The organism is Fimbriimonas sp. LA-C6 (assembly GCF_055398105.1).
The window spans coordinates 2,563,563-2,579,227 of record NZ_AP038796.1 but is presented as its reverse complement, the minus strand read 5'-3'; the positions used below and the strand labels follow the sequence as shown (position 1 = coordinate 2,579,227).

Genomic DNA, 15,665 nt, shown 5'->3' with positions numbered 1-15,665 from the left:
CCCACCTACGTCAGAACCCTACTCCCGCATCCGTGCGGGAGTAGGGCAGCGTGAGGGTGGACAACTAACGCCTCCAGCCCCTTTCCTTTCGTCCTCGAGAAGAAAGGATGGTATAGGAGAGTCCGCCGAATTCACGGTAAGCAACAACGCAAAATAGCTGCCGTGACGAAGCTTGGGAATACGAAGAGCCAACTCACCCGTCCGAGAGTCGTACGAACGTTCGCGGTAGCCATTGCGTGAGTTCCTGCGGTCCTCACAACGTTCACCGTGCTTTGCGCCTGTCAATGCCTGAACTTCGAGTTCCATCACCTCAGAAAGAGCCTCACCCAGCAACTCAAGGAGAAAGTCCTTGACCTGCGCGCCTACATGAAGAGATATATTCTTATTTGCCATATCCGTTATCCGTTGTCTTCTCATCAAAGAAACTGGACGGTATGGCAACCCATACACCACTTAATGGGACGCTAACAACGCCTCCAGCCCCTTTCCTTTCGTCCTCGAGAAGAAAGGATGGCGTAGGAGAGTCCGGTTGCCTATCGACAACGAGCAACCCTCGCTCCGAGTCCCTCTATTTTTCTCCGGGAGTAAGGAAAGGCTTCGTATAGGAGAGTCCGCCGAATTCACGGTAAGCAACAACGCAAAACAGCTGACGAAAAGAAGCCCCACGACCCCGAAGGGCGTCGAAGACCCCAGGACAGCCCCCAATTCCCCCGAGTTCATCAGAGCCACAGAACGCTGATTCCGAAAGGTCTGTAGGACCAGCATAAATCAACCCACCTACGAAAACCCTAGGAGCGCCCCAAGAAAGAAACGAGGGCTGAAAACCCGGCATACCCAAACACCCTGACAGTCCCTTCCGCTAAAATTCCCTAGCCCCGAATGGGGCGCTCCGTACGAGCGAAGGACGCAGTCCTGGTACTCAAACCACCACAAACCCCAAGTGCTGTAAGCATGCTCCCCATCCCCTCCCAAGCATCCCAAACGGGATGCCAGAAAGTAGCGGTGGCGTCGAAGACCCACCGATAGCTCCAACCAAGAACCGCACCCCGAAAGGGTGCCAGAAGCCACCAACCCTCAACAAAACCCAACCCCGCCGAGAGGTCCAACGGCCCGTCATACCAACAGCCCAACGGCGCAAGCCCTGGGAAAGCCACAACAACAACGAGGGCTGAAAGCCCGACATACGCAAAAACCTAACCGTCCCTTCCTCAACCCAACCCCAGCCCCGAATGGGGCGCTCCGTTCGAGCGAAGGACGCAGTCCTGGAAACCAAACCACCACCAACCCAAAGTGCTGAAAGCACGCTCCCCATCCCCTCCGAAGCATCCCAAACGGGATGCCAGAAAGTAGCGGTGGCGTCGAAGACCCACCGATAGCTCCAACCAAGAACCGCACCCCGAAAGGGTGCCAGAAGCCACCAACCCTCAACAAAACCCAACCCCTCCGAGATGCCCAACATACCGCCATACCAACAGTCCGGACGCGCAAACTCTACCAAAAACCGCCAAACTCTCAACCCACGTCCCAAAGCGCTAACCGTCGTGACCTCATCCAAGCCCAAGTCGGACGGAAGCGCACGCCTAAGAAAGCGCAGCTGTAAACCAAGGCGCGGTTGCTGCAAATGCAGCACTTGGAGAGGAACGAAACGATCCCTTCCTCATCAAAACAAACCGACGTCCAAAAGCGCCAACGGCGCGACTTCATAAAAGCCTAGGCTGAAGCGTAGCGCAGGCCTAGGAAGAGCCGCAATCACCCCCAAGGGCTGAAGGCACGACCCATCGACCACGCCGCCAACCATCAACCAGAACGCGCAAATGCGCCACATAGGTCAGACGGCCGATGAGGGTCGAACTGATGCCGCAATCACATGCTTATCTGCTCACGCACATCGTGTTCAGCACCAAGGACCAGGCACCTCTCATAGACCCGGAGGTCCGCCCCCGGCTTCATGCTTATCTTGCGACGGTGGTTCGGAACGCGGATTGTCACTGTTACCGCGTCGGTGGGGTTGCGGACCACGTCCACCTGGCCGTTCAGTTAGGCCGGACCCGGGCGATGTCGAGCCTGATTGAAGAGATCAAGACGGCTTCGTCGAAGTGGATGAAGCCGCAATCGCCCTCGTTGGCCGGGTTTTCGTGGCAACGTGGGTACGGAGCGTTCTCCCTCGGTCCGTCGGATTTGGATGGGTTGATTCATTACATCGACTCGCAAGAGGAGCATCACCGGAAGGTTACGTTTCAGGAGGAGTACCGGGAGATCCTGACGCAGTTTGGGATTGGGTGGGATGAACGGTACGTTTGGGATTGATGGGGTATTCGGGAGCCATCGTCCAGGCATTGGGTGGCATGTCGATGGGGCGTGCCTTCAGCCCTCGGACCTGGGTGGGACTTCTCCTAGGCCTGCTCGCTTCCGCGCCGTTGGCGCTGACCCGACCATAATCAACCCATGCTCGCTACACTCGCCGCCGCCGCTCTTCTCCAAACCGATAACACCCTCTCACCCAAAGAGGTCCGGCAAGGCTGGAAACTGCTCTTCGACGGCAAGACCACCAACGGCTGGCACAACTTCAAAGAGAAAGGCGTTCACCCAGGTTGGGTAGTAAAAGACGGCGCTCTCATCGTCTCAGACCCCGAAAACTCTGGCGACATCGTCACCGACGACAAATACGATTGGTTCGAGCTAACCCTGGACTTCAACATCGGCAAGGGCCAGAACAGCGGCGTGATGTTCCACTGCGCCGATACAGGCGGAGCCATGTGGTTCTCCGGACCCGAAGTCCAAATCTACGACCACCCCGCAGCGAAAGGCGAGCAGATCACCGGCTACCTCTACGAGCTATACGACTCCAAAATAGACGCCGCCAAGCCCGCAGGCGAATGGAACCACATGCACCTGCTGATCAGCCCCAAGAAGTGCTGGACCAAGATCAACAACGTGAAGTATTACGAATACGTCCTCGGAAGCCCCGACTTCTGGGCAAGAGTCGCCAAGAGCAAATTCTCCGCCTACCCAGAGTTCGCAAAACTCACCAAAGGCACCATCGGCATCCAAGGCGACCACGGATCAGTGGCCTTCCGAAACATCAAAATCCGCCCCATCAAAAGCTAACGAATTTCCACTAAAAACCCGAAAAAACACCCAAAAAACGGCAAATTAAAGTACTCATTTCCCCTTTCCAACACCCCCACCCCAACCAAAGACAGCAAACCCCCAAACCCCAGGTTCAAACCCAGCCCAAATCCCTACCCGACCAAAACCCGTTCCGTAACATCACACACAAGGCAACAGCTCACAAAGCCCTTTGAAAACCAAAAATCCAAAAATTCTCAGAGAATCCGGATCACAACAATCCATCTTCTGACGGGACAGAACGGAAGAAACCATCGTTATGTCGGAATTCAATCAGTCCTAGCCTATTGGAAAGGGCAAAACAAGTGCAGAATTAGTGTATGCCCCACATTCACTTGGAAACGACTGCGGATCTTCCAGAAAACGCGGACGTCCCCGATATTCTGGAAGCGCTTGTGGCGGAACTCGCTACTTACGACACCGTTGCATCGAAGAGCATTAAGGCTTACCACAGCCTCCGCTCCAACTGGGCGATGGGGGAGGGTGCTCCGGCTGGGTTTGCGCACGTCACCGTGGCCATCTTATCTGGCCGACCTGTCGAACTGAGGAAGGCGATGGCCGAAGGCATGATGCGTGTGTGCCGCGAGCAGTTCGCGATGTCTCTGGAAGCCGAGGAAGTTTCACTCACGTTGGAACTCCGAGAGATGGACCGCGACACCTACATTAAATAAGCTTAACTACTTTGTGAGGTTTTTTCTAACCTCCACCTGAAGATGAGGTTTCAAGCTTCCGAAACCTCAAGTAATGATTGAGCTATCCGCACGAATCTTGATATCGGGTGCCCTCATTTTCCTTGCGGGTGTGTTCGGAAAGCTCAATTTTGAAGTCTGCTGGAAGGCGAGTGCCGCCTCCATCGCGCTCGGATTCTTCCTCAATCGGCTGGAGGACAAGGGGTTAAGAAACCCTGGGATCTCCGGCTTCTTTGCAGTGGCAGATGCGGCGCTGGTGGCGCTTGTCATCGGTTCCGCTGACCAGTTGCCCCAACTCGGCTTCGTAGCCTTAGTACCATGTGCCTGGGCTGCGCGCAAACATGGTGCGCAGGCGCTGTACATGGCTCCCATTGTTGCAGGTCTGCTGCTGGCAACTTACAGTTTCCAACATCGAGGGGAGCCTCCCGTGGCCCTTCTTGTTCAAGCAGTCGGGGTACTCGGAGTGGGGCTTCTGCTTGGTCACGACCGAATCGTGGCCACGATTGCCAAACCCGTTACTCAGGAAGTTCACGGCACCACAACCCCCTATCCAGTCGAGGAGTTGCTGGATGTTCGCGAGAAGTATCGCACCGTACGCGACGCCTATGCGGAGCTGGAGCGTCGGAGTCAGCGGGATCGATACGTTGTCGCCCTGAGTGAATCGAAGAAGGCTCCCGTGGACACCTACTACGCCGATTTGGCGATACGGTTTGGTGAGCTTATCGGTTGTCCAAAACTAGTTCTCTATACATTGGCAGGGTATGACAACGCGATGGTCGTTCGCGGCACCTATGGCGACTTACCTGACAGCTTGTCTTCATCGGCTCTCGATGTGGATATTCGTCAGGCACCCATCCGATTGAGAGATCAGTCGGAGGAGGCGATCCAGGCTTTGCGTCAGGTGGACGGTGTGTTTGCGAACGTGCTGTTTAACTACCGCGGCAAGATTGTCGGGCTCGCGTGTTTGCTGCACGATAATCCTCACGCACTCGATTCAGCCCACAAGCGCGCTGAAGATGCTGCGGATGCGATGGCGACTATGATTGTCGAGGGCACCGAACGAGAGGAGACTCAGCGCAGACTGCGGGAGTCGGAACTGCTTTATGATTTGGCGACGCTGGGTGAGAGTTCCTCGGACCTGCCTACGGTTTACAAGCGGTTTGCACGAGAGCTGAAGGAGCTGCTTGTGGCGGATCATTTGTCGGTTTGCATGATCGAGCAGGGCGAAATCAAGACGTCTGCTCTGGAAGGAACCGACTGCCGACTCCTCGAAGTCATGAGTTTTGCAGAGGGGCCAGGCGTTTCTGGGTGGCAGAAGATTGGCTGCCCCGAGCTGTTCTTGTTCGATGTGAGGAGCGACTCACGATGCCCGGGCAAGGCTGCCCTGACGGCACGGGTGGGTAGCTTCCTGCTTGTCCCCCTTGTGGATGGCGATACCACCATTGGCTATGTCGCAGCTGCAACCTTCCGAAATGGCGCCCTTGACCTTGGCGCGGCGGAAACGATGCGCATTGCAGCGGCAGAACTGAGCCGTCAACTAACCCTGATGGACACCCATGAATTCGGTGGCATCTTGGATCAGAAAGAGTTTAGCGAGTCCATCGCGAATCGAAACGGTGCCTTGGTTGTCTTGGAGCCTCTCCGACAGGAGCGGCTCCTAGAGACTTACGGCAAAGCGGCTATGCAGCATACGTTGCGTAAATTCTCGCGAAGGGTAAGGGCTAAGCTGCCGGCAAATGGCGTTGTTTGCCGCAGGGAAATACAAGATCTCATCGTATTCTTGCCAGGTTTTGATCAATCTCATGCGACATCTTGGGCAAACGAGATGGCTGCATCAGCTTCTTTGATAGGATTACGTACACCGGACGGACGTACTAGGATGCCTTTCGCGGTTCGGGCGAAAGTTGCGGTTCTGAACCCGCAACATAGCCAGTTTTTGCCGGAAATGAGCGCTTAAATCGAGACCTCTCGTAAATGTACGATCAGCCGAGGGAAGATTGTTTGGCTACAGTTAACGCGGGGAGTAATTTGCCATGGAACGAGTAGTAAAAAATACGTCGAAAGAGAAGAACAATCGACGAGACCGAGCGAGCAAGTCTCCCAACCTTGCATCGTTGATGATGCAAGCCCAGTTGGCGATGCGCACCTCACGGTTTCACGATGCCATTCGGCTAACGACTGCTGTATTGGATTTAGATTCTGCCCATATTGGTGCGCTCGAAGTATTGGCCAAGGCTCAGTGGCAGGCTGGTCAGCATCAAGAGCTTCTTACCACTATCGAAAAGCTGGTGCGTGTAAACCCTTACGAACCAGGTTATCACGCCCTACGAGGAGCGGCACTCCAGTGCCTGGGTCGATATGGAGAATCGATGTCGTCTTACATGCGCGGTACGGCGGCACCTGGTGCAGCGGCTGCAGTGAGTGAGCTTCGCTCTTGGCAGGTGGACCTGTTAAAGAACCTGCTGCGAGATGATCCTGTGTTCCGCGCTCACTATGCACGCAACCCGGAAGAGGCGTGTGCGGCGCGAGGGTTTGAATTGGGATGTGAGCACTCGGTTGATAGCCGCTGGCTATCACGAGAGAATTCACGGGTTGCGCACTTTGTGCGACCGTCTTAAGAGTCGCCTTTCAACTGCTTGTAAAGGCGAATCACCTTACGAACATAGTTTTGTGTCTCGCGGTATGGGGGGACTCCACCATACTTCTTGACCGCGCCGGGTCCGGCGTTGTAAGCGGCCAGCGCAAGCACCAAAGACTGGAAGCTTTCGCCTGTCTTCTTCTGATAGGTGAGCAAGTGAGATCGAACGCTGCGTACCGTGCCGTATAGGTTCTGGTTGGTGTCGTAGGCGTTGGTGACGCCGAGGTCTCGTGCGAGGTCTGGCATCAATTGGCCAAGGCCCATCGCGCCCGAGTGGCTGGTTGTCTTGGGGTCAAAGTCGCTTTCGGCGATGAGGATCGCCATGATCAGGCGGGCATCCACACCGTAGTGAAGGCTGAAGCCGACAACGGCTTGGGCGATCTCGGTTGCTTTCTCTCGGCTGAGTTTCCGGTTGTGGTTTTTGATGAACGCTGCGTAGATGGGGGTGACATCGCTGGCAGGGAGTATCCACTCGGTTGTGCGGGGTGTGCGTCCGATGGCTCCTCGGAGATAGGTACCTCGCGAGGCGAGAGCCTTTTTGCTGGCTTCTTTCTTGGAGGCTTCTTTGCGCCAGTAGGCGTCGTCTATTTTGCGAATGTCGGCGTCTGGTGCGGCTGCGACGAACTCACATTTGAGAGGATCTGTGTCGCTTGATCGGCTGACTCGGACTAGTAGCCGGACTGGGACTTCGTTGCCGCTGAGCCACTCGGGCACCTTGGGAGCGTCGATGATCTGGGTTTGGCCATCCGTGCGATCGAACATGATCGACTGGGAGTCGTTGGATTTGAAGACACCTTTGATCACGCCTTGGATCTCGACGATTTTGGGTGAGGTGATCTTTGCCAGAGAACCGTTCGAAACCGGCTGAACAATTCGGTTTTTGGAACGTACCTTCAGATAGTCCTGCAGCGATTGTGATGCTGCGAACTGGGTTAGAAGGAGAGCAGTGGTGAGGACTGCTAGGCGTTTCATGGTTTTTCCCCGAAACGAAAAATTTGGCGGAGAGACAGGGATTCGAACCCTGGAGAAGTCTATCGACCTCTACCCACTTAGCAGGCGGGCGCTTTCGTCCACTCAGCCATCTCTCCGTATGTTTTCGTAGTATATCATTTCGGAAGGTTTCTTCGCGAGGGTCAGTAAAAATGAGCGTAAACACACTGCAATCACCCAAGAATTCTTGGATCCCGGTGGCTTTGTTCGTTTTTGGCTGTCCGTTCTTGAGAGATGACCTTCAGGTCAGTGTCTGTTTCTTCCTTACAGCGCTTGCCGCCGTCCCGATTTTGAAAAAGATTCACCATCGAGTGGTGGAGCCGCTGCCAGCGATTCGTGGAGGTTTTACGACATTTGAATCCGTGAACCTTCAAATCGCTTTTAAGGAAGACGGTTCTCGCGTGGTTTGCGTTCGAAAAAAGTGGCAGGCGCGGCTGACGAAATCGGAACTGATTTTGTGTCCGGCTGTGATTGGAGCGACGGATTATTTGGTTGTGCCGCTGCTCGACATTGTGGAGAGTCGCCTCATGGAGGGGCATGAGTTGCGCCTGAAGTACCTTGACCGGAATGGGCAGGCGGTGGACGTTTTGATTAGGGCGAAGTACCCGCTCGATACGATGTTGAAGACCATGCAAGCCGTGAGCAAGCAGCATCACGGAGTCGGTTTTTGACGGAGCGAACACCGCTTAAGATCTATCTTGGGTTGGTTGCGTTTTCCCTTGCGGGGAGCTTGCTGAGCCACTTGACCCATTTGGACCCGGGTCCGATTGCTCCGATCACCAGTGTGGCGACGCTGTTTGTGGGTTGTTGGGCGGCTTTTGGGGGCATCGTGAAGAGAAATTGGGCTGCTCTCGCCCTCGTGCTTCTTATCGGCGCATCCAGTGAGATCTGCGGGTTGGCTACTGGTTGGCCTTTTGGGAGTTATCGCTACTCGACAAAGTGGTGGCCCACTGTGCCCCTTGGGTCGCTGGGTCCATTTCCGTTGCTGTTACCCATCGCTTGGCTTTTGGTGGCGGGGGCTTCTGGGTTGGTGGTGGCGTCTCGGGTTCAAGCTTGGTGGTCTCCGTTGTTGGCTGGCCTGTTGGCGACGCTGATTGACTTGGTGATGGAGCCGGTTATGACGCAGCGACTTGGATATTGGGTTTGGCTAGAGCCTGGTCCGTTGCCCGGTGGTGCGCCGTGGATGAATGCTCTGGGATGGTTCTTGGTGTCTTCCATTGCGGCTGTCGTTTTGCTTCGCGGCGGAAGAGTCAAGGATGTCAGTTTAACGGAGCCGTTGGCTGTGCTGGGCGGTCATCTTGGGCTGATCTTGGGCTTGGAACTAATTGGTCGGTTGTAGGTTCTAAAACGATTTTCTCTCGGAAGCGTAAACTCCTTTTGTGGCCGAGAAGTCATTCATTGTTGTAGGTGCCGGGCTCGGCGGGTTAGCGACAGCGCTGAGGTTGGCGCATCGTGGTCACAAAGTGACTGTGTTGGAGAAGACCGGCACGGTTGGAGGTCGTAACAGACCCGAGCAGGTGAACGAGTGTCGCTTTGATGGTGGTCCGACGCTGCTCATGATGTTGGATCCGTTTTTCAAGCTCTTTGCGGATGTCGGTGAGAAGTTTGAAGATCACCTCCAGATAGAGCAGTGCGATCCGAGCTACCGCGTGTTTTATTCGGATGGTGACCGCATTGAGGGCACCACCAATGTCGCGAAGATGGTGCGGCAGATTGAGGCGATGAGCGGGCGTGAGGACTCTTTGGCTTATCCGAAGATGTTGGGAGACCTTGCGGATCTGTATAAAGACTCGATTCCGAACTTTGTTGAAAAGAACTTCTATTCGCCGATGGACTTCTTTGGCGGGCGGGCTTTGCCCTTGGTGCTTAAGCATAAGATGCTGGGCAACCTTGCGAAGGGTATTGCGAGCTATGTGAAGGATCCCAAGCTCCAGATGCTGTTCTCGTTCCAGACCATGTATTTGGGCATGTCGCCTTTTGATGCGCCGTGGGTTTATGCGGTGCTGACCTATATGGAATACGGCGAGGGCATCTGGTATCCGAAAGGGGGCATTGTGGAGGTCTGTGGGGCCGTAGCGCGGCTTGCAGAGCGGAAGGGGGTCACTATCCGGTTGAACGCTCCGGTCTGCCAGGTACAGGAGAATCGCGTGTTGCTGGAAAATGGTGAAGTGCTGACCGCAGACGCGGTGATCATGAACGCGGATCTTCCATATGCGGAGCGGGAGCTGAGCAAGGTGAAGAAGGCAGATCATCGGCGCTACTCGTGCTCGGCTTACATGTTGTACATGGACTATGAGGGGCATCTGCCTGATCTGCTACACCACAACGTTTTCTTTGGTGGGGACTTTAATGAGAACCTGGATCAGATCTTCCATCGCAACGAGATTCCGACGGACCCAGCGTTTTATGCGGCGATCTCTGCCAGATCTGACGAGCCGAAGGCACCTGCGGGGCACGAGAATCTGTATGTGTTAGTCCCGGTTCCGAACATGGAGCATCCTTGGACCGAGGCCGACGCGTTGGATGTGAAAGAGAAAGTATTTGCGCGGCTAGATAAAGAGGTCGGCTTCCGGCGAGAAAATGTGAGAGGCATCAAGACGGTGTCACCTCTTGATTGGCAGCAGGATCTGAATTTGGACCGAGGCGCGGCGTTTGGTTTGAGCCACGACTTTCTCCAAAGTGCCTACTTCCGGCCGTCCAACCGAAGCAAGACGAACCCTCACTTGTACTATGTGGGTGCGAGTACGGTGCCTGGGAACGGTCTGCCGATGGTTCTGATTTCCGCTGACTTGGTGGAGCAGAGACTTATCAAGGAACAAGGAGCTTAGTTGGAGAAGCAGGTTCAGGGCGTTCTCGGGTGGGGGGTGGATCAGATGATCCGACGAGCCGTCCGGCAGCGGTTTCGGAACCTTTACTGGATTCCTCCGGCAGAGCCTCTCAGGGCTCCTGCCATCCTCGTCCCGAACCACTTTGGCTGGCATGACGGCTATGTGATGTACCACCTGATGCGAAAGCTGGAACTCCCGTTCTATCTTTGGATTCAGGAGTACGGGGCGTTTCCGCTGTTTGGAAAGGTAGGGGGACTTCCCTACCCAGTGGGCGACCCTGGAACTCGAGCTGTGACGATTCGGAAGACCATACGGGGAATGCGTCAGCAGAATCGTAGCTTTGTGGTATTTGGAGAGGGAGTGCTGCACCGGCCCGGAGAGTTGCTGCCTTTCGGGCGGAGTTTGGAGCTGGTTGCGAAGCAGGTGCCGGGTGCCACGGTGTATCCGGTGGGGATTCACTATGAGATGTCTATGCACGAGCGGCCCGAGTGTTATTTAGTCATTGGCTCGGGAATCGAAACCAGTGCTAACCTATGTCATGAGACGCGGTTGGCCGTGCAAGGTCTTGTGGATGAATGCAAGGAGAAATTGAGTTCTCATCCTGAGCGGTTTCAGGTTTTGAGCAAGGGCACACTTGATGTGAACGAGCGCATGGACATGCGGCGATTTTTTCCTGATTCTAAACGCTGAGACGGTGCATACTTGCACAACGTATTAGTGAAAAGTGATGCTTTTGGAAATTGGAGAAGAACCGACTCGGACGCCCTATGCGACTGAGGAAGACTATATCCAGTGTCGTCAACTCCATAAGGAGTACGGCACCACCTACTTCTTTGCATCGCAACTCTTTCCCCAAAAGCTCCGACTCCGAACCCATGCCCTCTATGGCTTTGTGAGGGTGGCGGACGAATTGGTGGACAACGCATCAGCCGGCGATGAAACCACCGCTCTTCTGGCATGGCGCCAACAGTTGCTGGATGGATTTGATGGTGTTACACCCACTCACCCAGCGTTACGCGCTTTCTGCGATGTCGTGGCCGAGGTCGGTATTCCGCACGAAGAACCCTTAGAGTTCCTGAACGCCATGGAGATGGATCTGACCATTGGCCAATACGAAACCTATGCTGACTTGCAGAAGTACATGCGCGGCAGCGCGGTTGCGATTGGGAGGATGATGTGTTACATCGTGGGCGCTGACTGCACGCCTGAAGTCCTTGCCTCTGCCGGGGCATTGGGTGAGGCGATGCAGCTTACGAATTTCTTGAGGGACATTGGCGAGGACCTGGGCCGAGGGCGGATCTATGTTCCCCAAGAGGATCTGAGAACCTTCGACGTGAAGCTAGAAGACTTCCGCCGAGGGGTTATCAGCGACCGGCTTATCCGACTGATCCAGTTCGAAATCGAGCGCGCTCGTGATCTGTATCGCGAGGCCAACGCAGGCATTGGACTGCTGCCCGCTGAGGCTCAGAAGCCGATCCAGATCGCCAGCATTCTGTATAGCCGCATTTTGAACCGCATTGAGCAGCGCGGGTATGACGTCTTTACTGGCCGAGCGCGTACATCTCGTTTGGAGAAGTTGCAGGTCGCTGCGCGCGTGGTAGCCGGGCTACCACTGCGCGTCTAGGCCAGCCGATCCGACGTCGAGCATGTTCCAGATAGCGCTGTGGGCGAGTTCGAAATTGTCGAACTCGGCGACGAGCGTGTAGGCGTCGACTCGTTTAGTGGCTCGATACTCGACGCAGGCGTCAGCGGCTTCGGCTTTGTGGAACTCGATTCGGACGGTGGTGGGGCCGTCCCATTGGTAGGGGGCGATGGCTTGTCGGTTGGTTACCGCTAGGCGTGCGGCTTCTTCGATCATGGGTCCGGTCTCGCTTGGGTGGAGCATCTTGCCCATGAACCGTCCGAGGCCTTCTTTCACGATGGCCGTACCGACGCCGGGGATCAGTTCAGAGGCCTCTTCGCAGCCGACTCGGTCGGAAGAGATCATCACCAGCGGGACGCCTAGTCTGCCTGCTACACCTGCGCTGAGTCCGATTTCGCCGCACAGTTTTCCGTTTACCCACATGCGGTGGACTCCGCCGGTGATGGTGTGCTCCATGATTCCGCGGTGCGCTCCGGCCATGCCGTGGTAGCCCACCAGGAGAGCTGCGTCGAAGGTTTCGTCGATGCCGACCATCATGCCATCGGTGGCGCTGCCGTAGCCGCTGACGAGCTGGGTTCCGGGTTCGAGTTCATCGATCAGAAGGTTCTTGGAGTTGCCGTGAGAGTCTTTGACTACGACCTCGGTGGCTCCGGCGGCTCGTGCTCCCCGGATGGCGGCGTTGACGTCGTGCGTCATCATTCGACGTGCGAACGGGTAGTCGTAGGACTTGCCATCGGGACGACTGCACTGAGACCACGACACCAATCCGGTAATGCCTTCGATGTCTGCCGAGATGTAAACCTTCACCCCGCAAGGCTACCGTAACTTACGCGGTCTTGCGCTTTCTGGAGGATAGCAACTTGGTGCGGTCTCGGTACTTGTTGACGGTTCGCCGCGCTACGTGGACGCCCTTCTTTGCGAGAAGTTCGGCGATGCGCTCATCGGACATCGGATCGTTGGGGTTCTCGGTGGAGAGGATCTCTTCGATCATCTTCTGGACCCGGAGTGCTGGCTTGAAGAAGACTTCAAACGCCACGATCTCGCCCGAGGCCAGTTGGATAAATTTGTCGGCTGTCGCTCGGCTGACGGTGCTCTCGTGGATGCCAAGGTCGGCAGCGAGTTGCGATCGGGTGAGCGGTTGGAGGAATTCGAACCGTCCTGTGCTGACGAATCCGGGTTGTTCTTGGATGAGATACTGCCCGATTCGGCGGAGTGTGAGTCCGCGCTGTTCGAGACAGGAGATGAAGTCGGAGGCTCGCTGCACGAAGTGGCCGACATGGCGCTTTTCATCTTGGGCGACGCTTCGTTGGCTCTTCAGTTCTTTAGCTCGATCCAGATAGGCCTGGCTCACGCGGAGTGTGGACGGGTCGGGGCCGAAAACTTCGACGGTCCAACCGGCTTCGTCTCGGTGCAGCGCGAGGTCTGGTTGAACACAGACGGAGCGGGTTCGTCTTTCGCTGTTGCTGTGGACGTACGCTTCGCCCGGGAACGGTGTGAGTTGCCGGATTTCGGAGAAGGCCTGCTCGATGACATCTGGCATGACTCCGAAGCGGCGTGCCAGCTTCATGGTTCGGCCTGCCAGGAAGTCTTCGAAGGTGCCCTTGAGGATGGCGCGGGCTACGCGTAGATCGACACTGTCTCCGCCTCGCAGTTGGAGTAGGAGGCACTCGCGGATGTCGCGGGCGCCGATTCCGGGTGGGTCGCACTTTTGGAGCATGCTGATGGCGTGCTCGGCGTCTTCGATGGAGCAGCCTGTTGCGAGAGCGACTTCTTCGGGTGGTTCCTCTAGATAGCCTTTGTAATTGATGCTTTCGCAGAGGTACATGCCGAGGTTTTGCAGGTTCTTTGGCAGTACAGGCAGCAACTGTGCAACGAGGTGATCTCGGAGGCAGGGTGTGCTTTGGGCGAAATCGACCCAGTCGGTCGAGTCGTCGTCGTTTGGAAGTGAGCGACTGAATTCTCGATCATCGCTATGCGGCGAGAGTCTCTCTGGGGCGATGGATCGGTAGATCTCGTCGTCTTGGACGGGAGTTGTGTTGTCCTCCAATCGCTCCAGGGCAGGATTCTCAGCGAGTTCCGCCTCGATGGCGTTGTCCAGCTCGTTTTGGGCCAGTTGAAGTAACTGGCTGGCAAGAACGACCCTTGGGTCGATCCTTAGGCTGGTGTCGAGCCGCTGTACTGTTCCAATGGAGTGCCGCATATCCTTGCTTGGATCATCGGCGTATTCGACACCTCACCTTCGCTGGGTTGATTACCGGGATGCAAAAAAGTCCTAAATTCTTCTCCGGTAACGTCCCCAAAGGGCCTAAATCGACAACGTGTCGCGACCCACATAAGGTCGCAACGCCTCAGGAACCAGGACCGAACCATCAGGCTGCTGGAACGTCTCCAAAATCGCTGAGAACAATCGCGGACAGGCCGTACCGCTGCCGTTGAGAATGTGTACGAACTCCGGCTTCGCACCCTGCTCGCGACGGAACCGAATGTTCGCACGCCGAGATTGGTACGCCTCGAAGTTCGAGCAGCTCGAAATCTCCAGGTACTTTCCAACACCTGGCGACCAAACCTCGACGTCGTAGCACTTGGAAGCCTTCGCCCCAATGTCGCCGCCGCAGAGCTCAATCACTCGATAGTGCAGACCCAAAGACTGCAACACAGCCTCCGCATCCCCCAGCAAAAGCTCAAGCTCGTCGTAGCTGTCCTCGGGCTTGCAGAACTTAACCAGCTCCACCTTATCAAACTGGTGAATACGCAACACGCCGCGCGTGTCTTTGCCCGCCGCACCTGCTTCTTTGCGGAAGCATGCACTGTAGCCTGCGAGCTTTATGGTCAGGTCGCCACCGTCGAGAATCTCATCCCGATACATGTTGGTGATGGGAACTTCGGCTGTTGGAATTAAGTAAAGATCGTCTTCAACCTTGTACAAATCCTCTTCAAATTTCGGCAAGTTGCCGGTGCCGATTAAGGACGCGCTGTTCACGATATAGGGGGGGAACACCTCGTGATACCCACGCTGCGATTGCAGGTCGATCATGTACGAGAACAGGGCCCGCTGCAAGCGAGCGCCAAGCCCTGTATAGAGCGCAAACCCGCTTCCGGCAATCTTCGCGCCGCGAGGGAGATCCAGCAACTTCAACCGCTCCGCCACATCCCAGTGAGCCTGAGGCTGCTCGGCAAACTCCGGCTTCGTGCCCCACTCTTTGATGACCTTGTTCTCGTCCTCGGTCTTCCCATCGGGAATCGAAGGATGGGGAAGGTTCGGCATCAGCAACTCGATCTGGCGCAGAGCGTGCTCCAACTCTCGTGCCTTGGGCTCAAGTGCCAAAAGTGAGTCCTTTAGCTGCTTGGTTTCTGCCTTGGCCGCCTCCGCCTCGTCCTTCTTGCCCTGACCCATCAGTTGGCCAATGGTCTTGCTAATCCGATTGCTCTCGGCCTGTTTGGTCTCCAGTTCGGTAAGAGCCGATCTCCATTCGGAATCGAGCTTCAAGAACTCATCGACCAATGACGAGTCCATGTACTTGCGAGCGATGCCGCTGCGAACGTCGTCGGGGTGATTGCGAATTAAGTCTCGATCCAACATGGGTGAGCAGATTTAACCCGAGTTCCACAGACCAGCGAACTATCTGATAGGGAGAAAGTGTCTGAAGATTGTTCGAATCTCATCGTTTCTTCACGTGACGATGCTAGTCTTTATGGCTATATCTTATAGTAGGATCGAGAGCTCCTACTTGATCGATCCAGAGTCCCCC

At 55.8% G+C, this 15,665-nt stretch carries 18 protein-coding genes and 1 tRNA gene; 12 read left to right on the top strand and 7 right to left on the bottom strand.

Annotated elements, in window-relative coordinates; translation table 11 throughout:
* Positions 1-18: 18 nt before the first annotated feature.
* Positions 19-393, bottom strand: a complete 375-nt coding sequence (locus tag ACZ51B_RS11975; protein ID WP_464293562.1) for a transposase — start codon at positions 391-393, stop codon at positions 19-21.
* Between the two features lie 593 nt (positions 394-986).
* On the opposite strand from ACZ51B_RS11975, the gene ACZ51B_RS11970 reads away from it, so the two are divergent.
* Together ACZ51B_RS11970 and ACZ51B_RS11965 are read left to right on the top strand one after the other, a co-directional pair.
* Complete coding sequence (locus tag ACZ51B_RS11970) at positions 987-1,172, top strand: hypothetical protein (RefSeq protein ID WP_464293561.1); 186 nt, start codon at positions 987-989, stop codon at positions 1,170-1,172.
* Between the two features lie 164 nt (positions 1,173-1,336).
* Entirely contained in the window at positions 1,337-1,600 is a 264-nt protein-coding gene (locus ACZ51B_RS11965; RefSeq protein WP_464293560.1) for a hypothetical protein, read from the top strand.
* A gap of 60 nt (positions 1,601-1,660) precedes the next feature.
* Here ACZ51B_RS11965 and ACZ51B_RS11960 read toward each other — a convergent pair whose 3' ends face one another.
* Positions 1,661-1,825 carry a hypothetical protein gene (locus tag ACZ51B_RS11960; RefSeq protein WP_464293559.1) on the bottom strand — a complete coding sequence of 55 codons (165 nt, stop codon included), beginning with the start codon at positions 1,823-1,825 and terminating at the stop codon, positions 1,661-1,663.
* Positions 1,826-1,854: 29 nt separating this feature from the next.
* Between ACZ51B_RS11960 and tnpA the strand changes: the two genes are divergently transcribed.
* The 5 genes from tnpA to ACZ51B_RS11935 all read left to right on the top strand — a co-directional run bounded on the left by tnpA (position 1,855) and on the right by ACZ51B_RS11935 (position 6,436).
* Positions 1,855-2,307, top strand: a complete 453-nt coding sequence (gene tnpA / locus ACZ51B_RS11955; RefSeq protein ID WP_464293558.1) for an IS200/IS605 family transposase — start codon at positions 1,855-1,857, stop codon at positions 2,305-2,307.
* Between the two features lie 138 nt (positions 2,308-2,445).
* A complete protein-coding gene (locus ACZ51B_RS11950; RefSeq protein WP_464293557.1) occupies positions 2,446-3,108 on the top strand; it encodes a 3-keto-disaccharide hydrolase in 663 nt (220 codons plus the stop codon).
* A 341-nt stretch (positions 3,109-3,449) separates the two neighbouring features.
* Positions 3,450-3,800 (top strand): 5-carboxymethyl-2-hydroxymuconate Delta-isomerase, encoded by a 351-nt coding sequence (locus tag ACZ51B_RS11945; protein ID WP_464293556.1) that lies wholly within the window; start codon positions 3,450-3,452, stop codon positions 3,798-3,800.
* A 73-nt stretch (positions 3,801-3,873) separates the two neighbouring features.
* Entirely contained in the window at positions 3,874-5,775 is a 1,902-nt protein-coding gene (locus ACZ51B_RS11940) for a hypothetical protein (RefSeq protein ID WP_464293555.1), read from the top strand.
* Positions 5,776-5,851: 76 nt separating this feature from the next.
* Positions 5,852-6,436, top strand: coding sequence for a tetratricopeptide repeat protein (locus ACZ51B_RS11935; RefSeq protein WP_464293554.1), 585 nt, complete (start codon positions 5,852-5,854; stop codon positions 6,434-6,436).
* Here ACZ51B_RS11935 and ACZ51B_RS11930 read toward each other — a convergent pair.
* Both ACZ51B_RS11930 and ACZ51B_RS11925 read right to left on the bottom strand, forming a co-directional pair.
* Positions 6,433-7,428: a lytic transglycosylase domain-containing protein gene (locus ACZ51B_RS11930; RefSeq protein ID WP_464293553.1), complete on the bottom strand. Its 996-nt coding sequence runs from the start codon at positions 7,426-7,428 to the stop codon at positions 6,433-6,435. The genes ACZ51B_RS11935 and ACZ51B_RS11930 overlap by 4 nt on opposite strands.
* Positions 7,429-7,452: 24 nt before the next feature.
* Positions 7,453-7,544 (bottom strand) — tRNA-Ser (locus ACZ51B_RS11925).
* A gap of 54 nt (positions 7,545-7,598) precedes the next feature.
* Here ACZ51B_RS11925 and ACZ51B_RS11920 point away from each other — a divergent pair.
* The 5 genes from ACZ51B_RS11920 to ACZ51B_RS11900 are packed head-to-tail and all read left to right on the top strand — an operon-like array spanning position 7,599 to position 11,898.
* A complete protein-coding gene (locus ACZ51B_RS11920) occupies positions 7,599-8,117 on the top strand; it encodes a hypothetical protein (protein WP_464293552.1) in 519 nt (172 codons plus the stop codon).
* The gene (locus tag ACZ51B_RS11915; protein ID WP_464293551.1) at positions 8,114-8,785 is read left to right on the top strand and encodes a carotenoid biosynthesis protein; all 672 of its coding nucleotides are present in this window, start codon (positions 8,114-8,116) and stop codon (positions 8,783-8,785) included. The genes ACZ51B_RS11920 and ACZ51B_RS11915 overlap by 4 nt, the downstream gene beginning before the upstream one ends.
* A 40-nt stretch (positions 8,786-8,825) precedes the next feature.
* Positions 8,826-10,274 (top strand): phytoene desaturase family protein, encoded by a 1,449-nt coding sequence (locus tag ACZ51B_RS11910; protein ID WP_464293550.1) that lies wholly within the window; start codon positions 8,826-8,828, stop codon positions 10,272-10,274.
* Positions 10,275-10,964 (top strand): lysophospholipid acyltransferase family protein, encoded by a 690-nt coding sequence (locus tag ACZ51B_RS11905; protein ID WP_464293549.1) that lies wholly within the window; start codon positions 10,275-10,277, stop codon positions 10,962-10,964.
* A 37-nt stretch (positions 10,965-11,001) separates the two neighbouring features.
* Complete coding sequence (locus ACZ51B_RS11900) at positions 11,002-11,898, top strand: phytoene/squalene synthase family protein (protein WP_464293548.1); 897 nt, start codon at positions 11,002-11,004, stop codon at positions 11,896-11,898.
* On the opposite strand, the gene ACZ51B_RS11895 is transcribed toward ACZ51B_RS11900, so the two are convergent.
* The 3 genes from ACZ51B_RS11895 to serS form a co-directional block, all read right to left on the bottom strand.
* Positions 11,881-12,723, bottom strand: coding sequence for a M55 family metallopeptidase (locus ACZ51B_RS11895; protein ID WP_464293547.1), 843 nt, complete (start codon positions 12,721-12,723; stop codon positions 11,881-11,883). The two genes, ACZ51B_RS11900 and ACZ51B_RS11895, sit on opposite strands and share 18 nt — an antisense overlap.
* Positions 12,724-12,742: 19 nt before the next feature.
* The gene (gene rpoN, locus ACZ51B_RS11890; protein WP_464293546.1) at positions 12,743-14,116 is read right to left on the bottom strand and encodes an RNA polymerase factor sigma-54; all 1,374 of its coding nucleotides are present in this window, start codon (positions 14,114-14,116) and stop codon (positions 12,743-12,745) included.
* A 105-nt stretch (positions 14,117-14,221) separates the two neighbouring features.
* A complete protein-coding gene (gene serS / locus ACZ51B_RS11885) occupies positions 14,222-15,496 on the bottom strand; it encodes a serine--tRNA ligase (protein WP_464293545.1) in 1,275 nt (424 codons plus the stop codon).
* Positions 15,497-15,665: the final 169 nt, after the last annotated feature.